This is a genomic window from Pseudomonas sp. KCJK9058 (genome assembly GCF_046230975.1).
In the GTDB taxonomy this organism is placed as follows: domain Bacteria; phylum Pseudomonadota; class Gammaproteobacteria; order Pseudomonadales; family Pseudomonadaceae; genus Aquipseudomonas; species Aquipseudomonas alloputida.
This window is the reverse complement of sequence record NZ_JBJJLR010000009.1, coordinates 65,485-80,261: the sequence shown is the minus strand read 5'-3', so window position 1 is coordinate 80,261 and position 14,777 is coordinate 65,485. Positions and strand designations below refer to the sequence as shown.

General features: G+C 62.4%; 14 protein-coding genes. 10 read left to right on the top strand and 4 right to left on the bottom strand.

The features are described from left to right. Positions 1 to 4: 4 nt before the first annotated feature. Positions 5 to 811, top strand: a complete 807-nt coding sequence (locus ACK59Z_RS08090) for an HDOD domain-containing protein (protein ID WP_003252034.1) — start codon at positions 5 to 7, stop codon at positions 809 to 811. 65 nt (positions 812 to 876) lie between these two features. Here the strand turns inward: ACK59Z_RS08090 and ACK59Z_RS08085 are convergent, their stop codons facing one another. Next, the gene (locus tag ACK59Z_RS08085; protein ID WP_003252031.1) at positions 877 to 2,256 is read right to left on the bottom strand and encodes a sensor histidine kinase; all 1,380 of its coding nucleotides are present in this window, start codon (positions 2,254 to 2,256) and stop codon (positions 877 to 879) included. Further along, positions 2,249 to 2,920, bottom strand: a complete 672-nt coding sequence (locus tag ACK59Z_RS08080) for a response regulator (protein ID WP_003252029.1) — start codon at positions 2,918 to 2,920, stop codon at positions 2,249 to 2,251. The genes ACK59Z_RS08085 and ACK59Z_RS08080 overlap by 8 nt, the downstream gene beginning before the upstream one ends. Before the next feature lie 200 nt (positions 2,921 to 3,120). Between ACK59Z_RS08080 and ACK59Z_RS08075 the strand changes: the two genes are divergently transcribed. The 6 genes from ACK59Z_RS08075 (at position 3,121) to ACK59Z_RS08050 (ending at position 10,432) form a co-directional block, all read left to right on the top strand. Next, positions 3,121 to 4,410, top strand: coding sequence for an OprD family porin (locus ACK59Z_RS08075; RefSeq protein ID WP_003252026.1), 1,290 nt, complete (start codon positions 3,121 to 3,123; stop codon positions 4,408 to 4,410). Positions 4,411 to 4,456: 46 nt separating this feature from the next. Further along, a complete protein-coding gene (locus ACK59Z_RS08070) occupies positions 4,457 to 5,437 on the top strand; it encodes a tripartite tricarboxylate transporter substrate binding protein (protein WP_003252023.1) in 981 nt (326 codons plus the stop codon). Positions 5,438 to 5,636: 199 nt separating this feature from the next. Continuing rightward, the gene (locus tag ACK59Z_RS08065) at positions 5,637 to 6,095 is read left to right on the top strand and encodes a tripartite tricarboxylate transporter TctB family protein (protein ID WP_014859157.1); all 459 of its coding nucleotides are present in this window, start codon (positions 5,637 to 5,639) and stop codon (positions 6,093 to 6,095) included. Between the two features lies 1 nt (position 6,096). Then, the gene (locus tag ACK59Z_RS08060; protein WP_003252019.1) at positions 6,097 to 7,611 is read left to right on the top strand and encodes a tripartite tricarboxylate transporter permease; all 1,515 of its coding nucleotides are present in this window, start codon (positions 6,097 to 6,099) and stop codon (positions 7,609 to 7,611) included. After that, positions 7,604 to 8,659, top strand: a complete 1,056-nt coding sequence (locus ACK59Z_RS08055) for an AbrB family transcriptional regulator (RefSeq protein ID WP_409292761.1) — start codon at positions 7,604 to 7,606, stop codon at positions 8,657 to 8,659. The genes ACK59Z_RS08060 and ACK59Z_RS08055 overlap by 8 nt, the downstream gene beginning before the upstream one ends. A gap of 90 nt (positions 8,660 to 8,749) precedes the next feature. Further along, entirely contained in the window at positions 8,750 to 10,432 is a 1,683-nt protein-coding gene (locus ACK59Z_RS08050; protein ID WP_108191197.1) for a bifunctional metallophosphatase/5'-nucleotidase, read from the top strand. A 26-nt stretch (positions 10,433 to 10,458) separates the two neighbouring features. Here ACK59Z_RS08050 and ung read toward each other — a convergent pair whose 3' ends face one another. Further along, complete coding sequence (gene ung / locus ACK59Z_RS08045; RefSeq protein ID WP_003252014.1) at positions 10,459 to 11,151, bottom strand: uracil-DNA glycosylase; 693 nt, start codon at positions 11,149 to 11,151, stop codon at positions 10,459 to 10,461. A 126-nt stretch (positions 11,152 to 11,277) separates the two neighbouring features. On the opposite strand from ung, the gene ACK59Z_RS08040 reads away from it, so the two are divergent. Further along, positions 11,278 to 12,384 (top strand): enoyl-CoA hydratase/isomerase family protein, encoded by a 1,107-nt coding sequence (locus ACK59Z_RS08040; protein WP_409292759.1) that lies wholly within the window; start codon positions 11,278 to 11,280, stop codon positions 12,382 to 12,384. Between the two features lie 43 nt (positions 12,385 to 12,427). Here ACK59Z_RS08040 and ACK59Z_RS08035 read toward each other — a convergent pair whose 3' ends face one another. Further along, positions 12,428 to 12,877 (bottom strand): hypothetical protein, encoded by a 450-nt coding sequence (locus tag ACK59Z_RS08035; RefSeq protein WP_004575159.1) that lies wholly within the window; start codon positions 12,875 to 12,877, stop codon positions 12,428 to 12,430. 212 nt (positions 12,878 to 13,089) lie between these two features. Here ACK59Z_RS08035 and ACK59Z_RS08030 point away from each other — a divergent pair, with 212 nt between their 5' ends. Together ACK59Z_RS08030 and ACK59Z_RS08025 are read left to right on the top strand one after the other, a co-directional pair. Next, the gene (locus tag ACK59Z_RS08030; RefSeq protein ID WP_004575158.1) at positions 13,090 to 14,571 is read left to right on the top strand and encodes a diguanylate cyclase; all 1,482 of its coding nucleotides are present in this window, start codon (positions 13,090 to 13,092) and stop codon (positions 14,569 to 14,571) included. Beyond that, positions 14,564 to 14,776: a cysteine-rich CWC family protein gene (locus ACK59Z_RS08025; RefSeq protein WP_409292756.1), complete on the top strand. Its 213-nt coding sequence runs from the start codon at positions 14,564 to 14,566 to the stop codon at positions 14,774 to 14,776. Before ACK59Z_RS08030 ends, ACK59Z_RS08025 begins: the two co-directional genes overlap by 8 nt. Position 14,777: the final 1 nt, after the last annotated feature.

The following is a 14,777-nucleotide window of genomic DNA, read 5'->3' as shown; positions in this document are numbered from 1 at the left end:
GCCCATGAACAAGCTGGCCGAGTTGGTTCAAGCACAATTGCTCGACGCCATCGAAAAGGATGACCTGGTCCTGCCAACCCTGCCCGAGGTTGCCTTGAGCATCCGCGAAGCAGCGGAAGACAACGAGATCAGCGTAGCGGCCCTGAGCAAGGTGATCGGCCGCGACGCGGCCCTTTCAGCGCGCCTGATCAAGGTCGTCAACAGCCCACTGCTGCGTGCTGCGGTCGAGGTGACCGACCTGCATACCGCCATCACGCGGCTAGGCATCAACTACAGCTGCAACCTGGCCATCGGCCTGGTGATCGAGCAGATTTTCCATGCCCGCTCGCCGGCAGTCGAGCAGAAACTGCGCGATATCTGGGCCAGTAGCCTGGAAGTGGCGGGCATCAGCTACGAAATCTGCCGTCGCTTTACACCTCTGAAGCCTGACCAGGCCACCTTGGGTGGGCTGGTCAACCAGATTGGCGCGCTGCCGGTACTCATCTATGCCGAAGAGCACAACGAACTGTTGTCCGACCCGGTTTGCCTGCATTACGTGATCGAGCAACTCCAACCGGTGCTGGGGGACAAGATCCTCAAGGCCTGGGAGTTTCCGGAGCAGTTGGTCCACCTGCCGAGCCAGGTTCATGACCTGGATCGCCAGACTGACAAGATCGATTACATCGACATCGTGCAGATCGCCCGCTGCATCAGTCAGCGCGGGCGCCACCGGCCATTGGCTGCGCTGCCGGCTTACCGCCATCTGGGGCTGCCGTTTGGCACCGAGCTGGAGGTCGATGAACTGCTAGAGGCGCGGAGCATGTTGCGCTGAGCTGTAACAGCCTGCCAGGGCCCTTTCGCAGGTGAGCCCGCGAAAGGGTCGACACAGGCAAACCATCAATCCGCAATAAAGCTCACCCGCACCCGCAACCCGCCCTTCTCGCCATCATGCAGGCTCACCTGCGCCAGGTGCGCCCGACAGATCTCGCCAACAATAGCCAGCCCTAGTCCACTGCCCTGCGCACTTCGCCGGTAGAACCGCTCGAACACCCGTTCGCGCTCGGCCTCGGGAATACCTGGCCCATCGTCTTCCACTTCCAGCACTGCCGGCGCCATTACCCGCAAAATCACATTGCCACCCGCTGGCGTATGCGCCAAGGCATTGTCCACCAGGTTGCTCAACAACTCATTGAGCAACGTCGGCTCCCCCTTCAGCCATACCGGCGCCTCGGCCTCCAGCGCCAGCGACACCCCGCGCTTGTGCGCCAATGGCGCCATGGCCATGCCCAATTCGCGGGCCAACTGGCTCAGGTCCAGACGCTGCGCACCGCCCTCGGCAATGGCCCGTGCGCCATTCTCGACCCGCGCCAACGACAGTAGCTGGTTGGCCAGGTGGGTCAGCCTGTCGGTGCCCTGGGCTGCAGACTCCAAGGTCTGCCGCCACTCCTGTGGCTCGGCCGAGCGCAAGCCCAGCTCGACACGTGCCTTCAACGCCGCCAGCGGCGTTCGCAGTTCGTGGGCCGCGTCGGCAATGAACTGCGCCTGGCGCTCGAACTGGCCGCGCAAGCGCTCGGTAAAGTGGTTCAAGGCGCGCACCAGCGGGCCCAGCTCGCGCTGCACCTGTACCACCGGCAACGCTCGCAAGTCGTCCGGCTGACGTTCCTCCACCGCTGTGCGCAGGCGCTCCAACGGCCGCAACGCGGCACTCACGGCAAACCACACCATCACCAACGCCCCCAGTGCCAGCATGCCCAGGCGCAGCAGGGTATCGGCCATCAGCCCTCGGGCCATACGCACCCGCGCTTCCTCGGTTTCGGCTACGCGGATTTCTGCCATGCCGTTCATGTTCGGCTCGCTGACCGGCTTCAGCAGGCTGACCACACGAACGTCCTGGCCCAGGTAAGTGGCGTTGTAGAACCGTGCCAATGCTGGATAGTCGTCGGTGCGCGGCGTGCCAGGCGGCGGTGGCGGCAGGTTCTCGTAGCCAGAAATCAGCCTTTGCTGGATATCCAGCACCTGATAGTAAATGCGCCCCGCACTGTCATAGGCGAACGTGTCCAGCGCCACGTAAGGCACATCCGCGCTCAACGAACCATCGCGCTGCGACAGGCCCGCGGCGATGGTTCTCGCCGAAGCCAGCAGGGTGCGGTCGTAGGCGGTGTCGGCGGCCTCGCGGCCGTTCCAGTAGGCGCTAAGGCCGCTGGCCAGCATCAGCACCACCAGCAACAGCGCCAAATTACCCAGCAAGCGCCCGCGCAGGCTGCCGTTGTCACGCATCGCGGTGCTCAAGCAAATAACCCAGACCACGGAACGTGACGATGGCTACGGGGTGCCCGTCGAGCTTCTTGCGCAGGCGGTGAATGTAGATTTCGATGGCGTCAGGGCTGGCTTCTTCGTCCAGGCCAAACACCTGGGCAGCCAGCTGCTCCTTGCTCATCACCCGACCCGGGCGGGCGATCAGCGCTTGCAGCACACTCTGCTCGCGTGAGGTCAGCGTCAGGTTGTCATCACCGAGGGTGAAGCGCCGGGTGTCCAGGTCATACACCAACGGCCCACAGCGTTGCTGTCGCTCGCCACCGAGCACGCTGCGGCGCAGCAAGGCCTTGACCCGCGCTTCCAGCTCGGTCAGCTCAAACGGCTTGGCCAGATAATCGTCGGCGCCCAGGTTCAGGCCATGGACCCGGTCCTTGACGTCGCTGCGCGCAGTCAGCATCAGCACTGGCAAGGTTTTGCCACGGCCTCGCAAGCGCGCCAGTACCTCAAAGCCGTCCATGCGCGGCAGGCCGACATCCAACACGGCCACGGCGTATTCCTCACTGGCCAGCGCCAAGTCGGCAGCCACGCCGTCATGCAGCACATCTACGGTCAGGCCATGGCTTTTCAAGGCCAGGGCCACGCTTTCGGCCAGTTGCAGGTGGTCTTCGACCAGTAGCACACGCATCGGATTCTCCCGGCTCGGGTGGGGCGGTGGCGCGGAGTGTACCGCTGTCACCACGCCTGTGAAGCCCCTCGTGACAAACCTTTCACGCTGAAAGGTTAGCGAAAGGTTCGTTGCCTAGCATCGCACCACGGTCGCCCTTCGCGCCGAAAAAAGCACCAGCAAGGTGCAACGAATAAGAACAATAAACGGAGTCATCGACGATGCTGTCATTGCAGCCGCAGGCGTTCGCGCCTACCCGTTCCTTTGCCGCACGCCCCTCAGCCATCGCCAGCGCCCTCGCGCTTGCCGGTGTCGCCCCGATGAGCCAGGCCGCCTTCTTCGAAGACAGCACGGCCACCTTCGAAACCCGCAACATGTACTTCAACCGCGACTTCCGCGACGGCACCAGCGCGCAGCAATCCAAGCGCGATGAATGGGCCCAGGGCTTCATCCTCAATTTCGAGTCTGGCTACACCGATGGCACCGTGGGCTTTGGCCTGGACGCATTGGGCATGCTCGGCATCAAGCTCGACTCCAGCCCCGACCGTACCGACAGCGGCCTGCTGCCGACCCACGATGACGGCAAGGCTGCCGACGAATACTCCAAGCTGGGCCTGACCGGCAAGGTGAAGATCTCCCAGACTGAACTCAAGATCGGCACCCTGATCCCCGAACTGCCGACCCTGCAGCCCAACGACGGGCGTATCCTGCCGCAAACCTTCGAGGGCGGCCTGCTTACCTCCAAAGAGATCAAGGGCCTGACCTTCACCGGTGGCCGCCTGGACAAGGCCAAGGACCGCAACGACACCAACTGGGAAGACCTGGCGCTGAACAACAAGAACGGCCGCTTCGGTGGCAGCTTCAGCGCTGACAACCTGGCCCTGGGCGGGCTCGACTACCAGTTCACCGACCGCATCACCGGCAGCTACCACTTCGCCCAGCTCGACGATATTTACCGCCAGCACTTCATCGGCATGGTCGCCACCCAGCCATGGGGCCCGGGCACCTTGGGTGCCGACCTGCGCCTTGCCATCAGCGACGACGCCGGTGCAGCCAAGGCCGGCAACATCGACAACACCACCGTCAACGGCATGCTCAGCTATGCCCTGGGCGGGCACAAGGTCAGCGCCGCCTGGCAGCAGCTGTCTGGCGAAAGTGCCTTCCCGTATGTGGATGGCGCCGACCCGTACCTGGTCAACTTCGTCCAGATCAACGACTTCGCCGGTGCCGACGAACGCTCCTGGCAGGCGCGCTACGACTACAACTTCGCCGCGCTCGGCGTACCGGGCCTGACCTTCATGACCCGTTACATCAGCGGTGACAACGTCAGCCGTGCTGCCGGTGGCGAAGGCAAAGAGTGGGAACGCAACACCGAACTGAAGTACGTGGTACAAAGCGGCCCGTTGAAGAACGTCGCCGTGCGCCTGCGCAACGCCACCTTCCGCTCCAACTTCGCCCGTGACGCGGATGAAGTGAGGCTGTTGGTCAGCTACAGCGTGGCGCTGTGGTAACCCCATAGCGGTAATCCAATAACAACAACGCTCACGGAGATCGACGATGACCTTTTCACTGCGCCGCCTCGTCCTCGCTACCGGCTGCCTGCTGTTGGCCGGCAACGCCCTCGCTGCAGAACCGAAACGCCCCGAATGCATCGCACCCGCCTCCCCTGGCGGTGGCTTCGACCTGACCTGCAAGCTGGTGCAAAGCGCACTGGTACAAGAAAAAATCCTCAGCAAGCCGATGCGCGTCACCTACATGCCCGGCGGTGTCGGCGCGGTCGCGTACAACGCCGTGGTCGCCCAGCGCCCGGCAGACGCCGGCACGCTGGTGGCCTGGTCCAGCGGCTCGCTGCTTAACCTGGCCCAGGGCAAGTTCGGCCGTTTTGACGAAAACGCAGTGAAATGGCTGGCTGCCGTCGGCACCAGCTACGGTGCCATCGCGGTGAAGAGCGACTCGCCCTACAAGACACTTGATGACCTGGTCGCAGCGCTGAAGAAAGACCCAAGCAAGGTCGTGATCGGTTCCGGCGGTACCGTCGGCAGCCAGGACTGGATGCAGACCGCGTTGATCGCCAAGGCCGCAGGCATAAACCCGCGCGACCTGCGCTACGTGGCCCTGGAGGGCGGCGGCGAAATCGCCACGGCATTGCTGGGCGGCCATATCCAGGTCGGTTCTACCGACATTTCCGACTCCATGCCGCACATCCAGAGCGGCAACATGCGCATCCTCGCGGTGTTCTCTGAAAACCGCCTGGACGAGCCGGAAATGAAAGACATCCCTACTGCCAAGGAGCAGGGCTACGACATCGTCTGGCCGGTGGTGCGCGGTTTCTACCTGGGGCCAAAAGTGAGCGACGAGGACTACGCCTGGTGGAAGGCCTCGTTCGACAAGATGCTGGCCTCCGAGGACTTCGCCAAGCTGCGAGACCAGCGCGAGCTGTTCCCGTTCGCCATGACCGGCGAAGAGCTGGACGGCTATGTGAAGAAGCAAGTGGCTGACTACAAGGCACTGGCCAAGGAATTCGGCCTGATCCAGTAAGCCTGTCGAACTCACCACCCCCCCTGTGGGAGCGGCCTTGTGTCGCGATCGGGCGCGAAGCGGCCCCTGGCACAGCCGATACGATGCTTCGGACAGATCGCATCGGCAGGTTTAGCGGCCGCTTCGCGCCCGATCGCGACACAAGGCCGCTCCCACAGGATGTGCATTTCACTTGAGCAATCCCAACGAGGATTCCCCAATGATCCTTCAACGCATTTTCGCCCTGGCTCTGCTAGTGGTGTGTGCCGCCCTGGCCGTGATGGCCTGGCCCTATCAGGCTGCATTTTCCTATGAACCGGTGGGCCCGCGCGCTTACCCGTTGTTAGTGCTAGGCCTGATGGGGCTGGGCCTGCTGTACCTGTTGTTCCGCCCAACACCCATCGTGCGCAAGGATGACGAACCGGAACTGGACCGCGAGACCCTGATCAAGATCACCGCCTGTGTCGGCCTGCTGATCGTCTTCGCCGCCACTTTTGAAGCGCTCGGCTTCATCCTCAGCGCCATCTTGGTCGGCCTGCCCATGGCTCGGCTGTACGGTGGCCGCTGGTTGCAAAGCGCCATTGTGGTGGCCGGCATGAGCATTTTCCTCTACTGGCTGTTCGACCGTGTGATGGACGTGCCACTGCCCCTTGGCCTGCTGAGCGTACTGGAGAACTGACATGGATACCTTGAGCTACCTGGGCCAGGGCTTCGGCATTGCCCTGTCCCCTTACAACCTGGTCACCGCCCTCTCCGGCACCTTGATCGGCACCGTGGTCGGCCTGCTGCCGGGCCTGGGCCCGATCAATGGCGTGGCCCTGCTGATCCCCATCGCCTTTGCCCTCGGCCTGCCGCCGGAATCGGCGCTGATCCTGCTGGCGGCGGTGTACCTGGGCTGCGAATATGGCGGGCGTATCAGCTCGATCCTGCTGAACATCCCGGGCGAAGCCTCGACCGTGATGACAACCCTGGACGGCTACCCGATGGCTCGCCAAGGACTGGCAGGCGTCGCGCTGTCGCTGTCGGCCTGGAGCTCGTTCATCGGCGCCTTCATTGCCACCTGCGGCATGGTGCTGTTCGCCCCGCTGCTGGCGAAATGGGCCATCGCCTTCGGCCCGGCGGAGTACTTTGTGCTGATGGTGTTCGCCATCGTCGCGCTGGGTGGCATGGCCGGTGACAAACCACTGAAAACCTTCATTGCCGCTCTCATCGGCCTGTTCCTGTCGGCGGTCGGCATCGACGCCAACAGCGGCGTGTACCGCTTCACCGGTGACAGCGTGCACCTGGCCGACGGCATTCAGTTCGTGGTGCTCGTGCTGGGCCTGTTCTCCATCAGCGAAATCCTCCTGCTGCTGGAAAAGACCCACCATGGCCACCAGGCGGTCAAGGCTACCGGCCGTATGCTGTTCAACTTCAAGGAAGCGGCCTCGGTGTTCCTGGTCAACATCCGTTGCGGCCTGCTCGGTTTCATCATGGGTGTTCTACCCGGCGCCGGCGCAACGCTGGCCAGCGCCGTGGCCTACATGACCGAGAAACGCATGGCCGGGGAAAGCGGCAAGTTCGGCAAAGGCGATGCCCGTGGCCTGGCAGCGCCGGAAACGGCCATTGGTGCGTCCTGCTGTGGCGCCCTGGTCCCGATGCTGACCCTGGGCGTACCGGGCTCTGGCACCACGGCTGTGATGATCGGCGCCCTGACCCTGTACAACATCACCCCTGGCCCACTGCTGTTCGAACAGCAGCCAGATATCGTCTGGGGCCTGATCGCCTCGCTGTTCGTCGCCAACATCATGCTGGTGATCCTCAACATCCCGATGATCCGCATCTTCACCCGCATCCTCGCCGTGCCAAACTGGGCGCTGGTGCCGGTGATCGCCATCATCACCGCGATCGGTGTGTACGCCGTGCATGCCACCACCTTCGACCTGTTCCTCATGGTCGGTATCGGCATCATGGGCTACATCCTGCGCAAGCTGGACTTCCCTCTGTCGCCGATTCTGCTGGGCTTCATCCTCGGCGGGCTGATGGAGCAAAACCTGCGTCGGGCGCTGTCGATCTCCAACGGTGAACTGGGCATCCTCTGGTCCAGCCCGATCAGCATGGGCGTCTGGGCGCTGGTAGTGCTGATGCTCGCCCTGCCGCTGCTGCGCATCTGGCGCAAACGCAGCCTGCAGCGCCGGGCCCTGGCCGATGCCTGATCGGTCGTTGCCATTGTTCGTCGCGACCGGGCTGGTCGGCCTTGCTGGCGGTTTTGCCGCCAGCAAGGTCGGCTGGCCTTTGCCATGGATGGTCGGCTCATTGCTGGCGATCATCCTGGTGCGCTGCCTGACGCGTTGGCAGCTGTCGGAAATCCCCAACGGCCGCAAGTGCGGGCAGTGGATCATCGGCATCGGTATTGGCCTGCACTTCACCCCCGCGGTGATCGAGCAGGTGGCCAGCCATTTCGCGCTGATCTGCTTCGGTGCGTTGTTCACCACCCTGTCCAGCGTGATCAGCGTATGGCTGCTGCGGCGAACCGGCGAAGACCGCGCCACCGCGTTCTTCGCCAGCATGCCTGGCGGTTCGGGCGAGATGGTCAACCTTGGGGCGCGCAATGGCGCAGTGCTCAGCCAGGTGGCCGCAGCGCAGAGCTTGCGTGTGCTGGCAGTGGTGCTGTGCGTGCCGGCGCTGTTCAAGTTTCTGCTGGGTGACGGGGTACCACTGAACCACACCGGTAGCGTGAGCTGGGGCTGGCTGGCGTTGATTGCGCCCTTGGGCGTTGCCGTTGCCTTGTTCTGGCAGCGCTTGCGCCAGCCCAACCCATGGCTGTTCGGGCCATTGCTGGTCGCGGCTACGGTCAGCCTGGCCGGCAACCTGCAGATCGCCCTGCCCAACGGCGCCAGCCAGATCGGCCAGTGGCTCATCGGCAGCGGCCTGGCCTGCCACTTCAACCGCGCGTTCTTCCGCCGCGCACCGTCGTTCCTGGGACGCACCTTGATGGCCACGGCGTTGTGCATGGCGATTGCCGCCAGTGCCGCGTGGCTGCTGAGCATGATGACTGCACTGGACTTGCGTTCGCTGACACTGGGGATGATGCCTGGCGGGATCGCCGAGATGAGCCTCACGGCCGAAACGTTGCAATTGTCAGTGCCGCTGGTGACCGCGCTGCAGGTGATGCGCCTGATCCTGGTGTTGTTTCTTGCAGAACCGCTTTTCCGGTTGTGGGACAACAGGTATTCAAGCTGCAAGCCCCCTGAAGATAGATAGTTACCACTTGCCCAATGCCCGGATGAATAGAGTCGGATTGCTGCCCTGATCGCCAGCAAACCCAAACTTCCCGGCATTCAAGAGGTAATGATGAAAGTCCGTCTTTCTTGCAACTATCGCTCGGCTATTGCCTGGGCATGCCTTGCCATCAGCGCAGGCAGCCTTGCCGCAGAGCCACCTGCCCCCGTCCAGATCAACGTCGTGGCTATCAATGATCTTCACGGCTACCTGGAGCCCAACCCCCAGGACTACGCCGGCGCGCAAGGCGCTACCCGCCTGACCTACGGCGGCATCGCCACACTCGGCGCCATGCTCGATGAGCTGCGAACGCAGGACCCCGATCTGCTGTTCATCGGGGCTGGCGACTTGATAGGGGGCAGCCCCGCCATTTCTGCGCTGTGGGCTGACGAGCCTGTGCTTGAGGCCTTGAACGCGATGGGCATGATTGTCAGCGCATCCGGGAACCACGAACTGGATGCAGGCAAGGCCGAGTTTCTTCGTCAGATCCACGGAGGATGCGAGTCAACGCGCCCTGAAAAGGCCTGCACATTTCGCGGCGATTATCCAGGAAGTGGCTTCCCTTACATAGCGTCCAACCTGATCGATACCACCACGGGCGAGCGCTTGCTACCGGCCTATCACATTCAGCAGGTGAAAGGGGTCAAGATAGCGTTCGTCGGTGCCGTGCCACGCAACATGGAAAAAGTGGTCTCGGCCAGCGCATTCGCAGGGCTCAAAGCCACAGATGAAGCGCAAGCCATCAATGACGTGATTCCGGAGCTCAAGGCCAAAGGCGTCAATGCAATCATTGCGGTCATGCACCAAGGAGGGGATACCGTCGAGCCGTTCGACACGCAGGATTGCAGCCAGCTGAGTGGCGCGGTCGTCGACGTGGCGAAGCGGCTGGATCCTGCGGTAGATGCTGTCATCAGCGGTCACTCGCATGCCAGCTATCAATGCAAAGTGGGTGACCTGAGCATCACTCAGGCTGGCAAATACGGCCACTTCCTGACTCAGTTGCAGTTGCAGGTAACGCCAGGCACCCATCACGTCACGAACATCACCGCCCGCAATATTCCTGCTGACCCACAGAACTACCTGCCGAATGCCAAGTTGACGAGTTTGCTGGAGGAAGTGCGTCAGCGGTCCGGGGAAAAATTGCTCGAACCCATAGGACGCATCTCGACGGCAGAACTTGACCGCAAAGAAAATGCCGCCGGTGAAACAACCTTGGGGAACCTGGTCACGGATGCCCAATTGGCCATGACCCAAGCGTTTAATACCCAGATTGCCTTTCTCAACCTGGGTGGGCTGCGAAGTGACTTGATACAGCCTGCCGATAGCGACCTGACCTACGAACAATTATTCGCCGTACAACCGTTCAATAACCCACTGGTGGTTCAGGAACTGACAGGCAAGCAGATTACCGAACTGCTCAACCTTCAATGGAACAGGGGCAGTTTCAATCCGCTGCAAGTATCGAAGGGTTTTCATTATGAGTGGGATGGTTCACGGCCTGTCGGCAGCCGTGTCGTCGAGGGCAGTGTGCGTCTTCACGGCAAACCCGTTGAGCCGTTGACCCATTATCGCGTAGTCAGCAACCTGTTCCTGGCCGATGGTGGCGGTGGCTTGGCCACTTTCAAAGAAGGAAGGCGACGCCAGGACACCGGCATCTCCGACCTGGAAGCCTTGGTGGCGTATGTGCGCCAGAACCATGAGCGGGGTATTGCAATTGGCCAGCGCAGCGAGCCGCGCATCAGCATGACGCCCTGAGCGATTGCGTACCCCACCCCGGTTTCTCACAGCGGGGGCAGTGCCCAGTCGATGGGCCCGAGCCCCCGCTGCTCGAGGAAGCTGTTGGTACGGCTGAAATGCCCGCAACCGATGAACCCGCGATACGCCGACAGCGGCGAAGGATGGACCGACTTCAGTACCAGGTGCTTGGTACCGTCGATCAGCTTCTGCTTGCTCTGTGCATGCGCCCCCCATAGCAGGAATACAACGTTCGGGCATTGCTCACTGACCACTTGAATGATCCGGTCGGTAAACAATTCCCAGCCTTTCTTGGCATGCGACGCGGCATTGGCGCGCTCGACGGTCATGGTCGTGTTGAGCAACAGAACGCCTTGTTCTGCCCAGCTCTGGAGGTAGCCGTGGCTGGGGATCGGGATGTTCAGGTCGCGCTGCAGCTCCTTGTAGATATTGACCAGCGACGGCGGCGTGGCCACGCCCGGTTGCACCGAGAAGCACAAGCCATGGGCCTGCCCCGGCCCGTGATACGGGTCCTGCCCGAGGATGACCACCTTCACCTGGTCCAGCGGTGTCGAATTGAGCGCATTGAAGATCAGCGGCCCTGGCGGGTAGATTTCCTTGCCAGCAGCGTACTCGCCACGCAGAAATTCGCGCAGCTGGTGCATGTAAGGCTGGTCGAATTCACCGCGCAATGCGGCCTTCCAGCTGGGTTCGAGTTTGATGCGATCGTCGTCAGTCATGGGGCCTTCCATAAACAATGGCGCGACACTAGGTAAGCCCTTCGCGCTTGTCAAACGATCCGACCGACGACCGGCATGATTGGCCAGGCAAGCCATACTTGAGCGATGACTTGCGAGAGGTAGTCCATGACCATTCACTGCGAGGTACTCACCGGCGTCGATGGCGCCCGCATCGGCATCGCCACCCTGGATGCGCCCAAGGCGCTCAATGCCCTGACCCTGCCGATGATCGAAGTGCTGGGCGAACAACTGCATGCCTGGGCCCGCGACCCGGGTATCGTCTGCGTGCTGCTGCGCGGCAACGGGGCAAAAGCCTTTTGCGCAGGCGGCGATGTCCGTGCGCTGGTGCAAGCCTGCCGCGACCACCCCGGCAGTGTCCCGCCGCTGGCGGCCTCTTTCTTCGCCGCCGAATACCGCCTCGACTTTGCCCTGCACACCTACCCCAAACCGTTACTCTGCTGGGGCCATGGGCATGTGCTGGGTGGCGGCATGGGGCTGCTGCAAGGCGCCAATGTACGTATCGTCACACCCAGCAGCCGGCTGGCCATGCCGGAAATCAGCATCGGCCTGTACCCTGACGTAGGCGCCAGTTGGTTCCTGGCCCGGCTGCCGGGCAAGCTGGGTTTGTTCTTCGGCCTGACCGGCGCGCCGATCAACGCCCGCGATGCCCTTGACCTGGGCCTGGCTGACCGTTTTCTGGGCGAGCACCAGCAAGAGGCCTTGATCGAAGAGTTGCTGCAACTCAACTGGCAGGAGCAGACCGCCATACAACTGAACAGCTTGCTCAAGGCCGAGCAGCATCGTGCCTGCGCCGAGCTGCCTGATGCCCAGTGGCTGCCACGACGGCATGTGATTGATCAGTTACTCGACGTGGCCGATGCGGCTTCAGCCTGGCGCGCGCTGGAAAGGCTCAAGCAGCATGACGACCCATTGCTGGCAGATGCCGGCCAACGCCTGCATGAGGGTTGCCCGCTGACCGCGCATCTGGTCTGGGAGCAGATCCGCCGGGCGCGGTACCTGTCGTTGGCGCAAGTGTTCCAGATGGAATACAGCATGAGCCTGAACTGTTGCCGCCACCCTGAGTTCCGTGAAGGCGTGCGTGCTCGCCTGCTGGACAAAGACAACCAGCCGCGCTGGCACTGGCCTGATGTGGCGCAAGTGCCGGCGGCGGTAGTCGAGGCGCATTTTGCCAAGGCGTGGGAGGGACGCCACCCATTGGCGGATGTGGGTTAGCTTCGTGAACCTGGGGCTGCTTTTCAGCCCCGCCTCCACTCACCTAGCGCTGCCAGTTTCCTCCTTGCCCCTGCCCGCGCCGACCCTCCCAGCGCCCGCGGTCATTACCCTGCCCATTGGAGTGCCAGTCGCCATGCCGGTAACGCTGGCTGTCATTGCGATAGTCATGGCGATCCCGGTCCTGCCTGTAGTCTTGTCGCTGGCGATTGCCATAGTCATAGCGCGGGTTGCCATGCCACTGGTTCATCCCTGGCTGCGAATATGGCCGGTAATAGGGCGCAGGGGCCGCCCCATGGTAGTAACGGGGGGCAGGCTGATAGTAATAGCGCGGGGCTGGCGCCACATAGTACCGGTCATAGCGGTAATACCCCGGCGCCACATAGCGGTCGGTGGAGTAGTAGTCCGAACGGTAATAGCCCCCGCGCTCGTAGTACGGGGCGCAGGCCGAAGTCATCAGCCCCAGCAGGGTGATCAACAGGATTCGATAGGACATGGCGGCCTCCTGGACCGCGGGAGTGCCCGAACAGCGGCGCTGGCGAGCGTCGAGACGAGATGCGTCAATCGACACTGAATAAGACAGTGACGCGCAGGTTCAGTGCCATTTCTGCAATAACTTGATACAGGTGAAATAACCCTGAAAAACTTGCAGTCATTTGCTGGTCATCTCACTAGAATAAGCGGCTCGGCACACATCACGGGAAGATCATGCCCTTACGTTCCGCTCTGTTCTCGCAACGCTCGCTGATCGTTACCCTGCTCGTGTTATTGGCCTGCGGCTTCCTGGCCACTTCGCTGCTCAGCTACTTCTCCTCGCGAAGCGCCATCCGCGACGGCATCATCAATACCGAATTGCCGCTGACCTCCGACACTGTCTACTCGGAAATCCAGAAAGACCTGATCCGCCCGGTGCTGATCGCCTCGATGATGGCCCAGGACACCTTCCTGCGCGACTGGGTGCTGTCCGGCGAGCAGGATACCGAACGCATGACCCGCTACCTGGGCGAGGTCATGGGCAAGCAGGATATCTTCACGTCCTTTTTCGTGTCCGATCGCACGCGGACCTACTACCAGGCCAAAGGCGTGCTCAAGCACGTCGAACCAGGCACCTGGCGTGATGCCTGGTATTTCCGTCTGCGTGAGCTCAAGGCCCCTTATGAGATCAATGTCGATCTGGACATGGCCAACCAGGACAGCCTGACCGTGTTCATCAACTACCAGGTGCACGACTACCAGCAGCGCTTCATCGGCGCGGCAGGCGTAGGGCTGAGCGTATCGTCGGTGGTCAAGCTGATCGATCAGTACCAACGCCGCTACCAGCGCGCGGTGCTCTTCACCGATGCCAAAGGCAAGGTGCTGTTGACCGGCTCCGAGGGTGGCCCGCATGGTTTGCAAGTTGGCCAGTCACTCAGCGACAACCCTGATCTGAAAGCCATGCTGGCCGAGCAGAGGGTGCCGGGCGAAGGCAGCCACGAGTACCATGACAGCGAAAACCACAGCCACTTTCTCAACGTTCGCCACCTCCCCGAACTGGACTGGTACCTGTTGGTGGACAAACGCGAAACCGGCGTCCTCGACCGCATTCGCCACGCGCTGTACCTGAACCTGGCGATCTGTACGATGATCACCCTGGTGGTGCTGGCACTGGTGCATGCCATGGTCCGCCGCCACCAGGCCAGCACCGAAGCCTTGGCCACGCTCGACAGCCTCACCGGCTTGCACAACCGGCGCAGCTTCGACCTGCTCGCCGCCCAGGCGCTGCGAGAAGCCCGGCGCGACAATAGCCCTCTGGTGGCCTTGCTGATTGATCTGGACCACTTCAAGGCACTGAACGACAACCACGGCCACCTGGCAGGTGACGAAGTGCTACGCCAATTCGCCAATGTGCTGCAAGGCAGCCTGCGTCAGTCAGATATACTGTGCCGCTGGGGCGGTGAGGAATTCATCGTGCTGCTGCGCGAAGCTGAAGGCGACCAGGCCATCGAGGTGGCGGAAAAGATCCGGCGACGCACCGAACAGCTGACCTTCAGTTACGACAACCAGCCGCTGCGACTGACCACCAGCATCGGCCTGAGCAGCCTGCAACCGGGGGATACCCTGCACGCCCTGCTGACCCGCGCCGACCGCGCGCTTTATCGTGCCAAGCAGGCTGGCCGCAACCGCGTCTGCAGTGATACCCGCCATGAATGACAAGCAACACTGCCCCGCTTGCGGTGCCCTCAACCAGTGCAGCCTGGCCGACCCACGCCGTGCCACCCAGGCGTGTTGGTGCTACAGCGTGACCATCGACCCGGCCGTGCTTCAGGCACTGCCCGATAAACTGCGTAACAAGGCCTGTCTGTGCCCGCGCTGCGCCGCCGTTGAAGAACAGCTCCGTCCATCCGCTGCCCACTGAT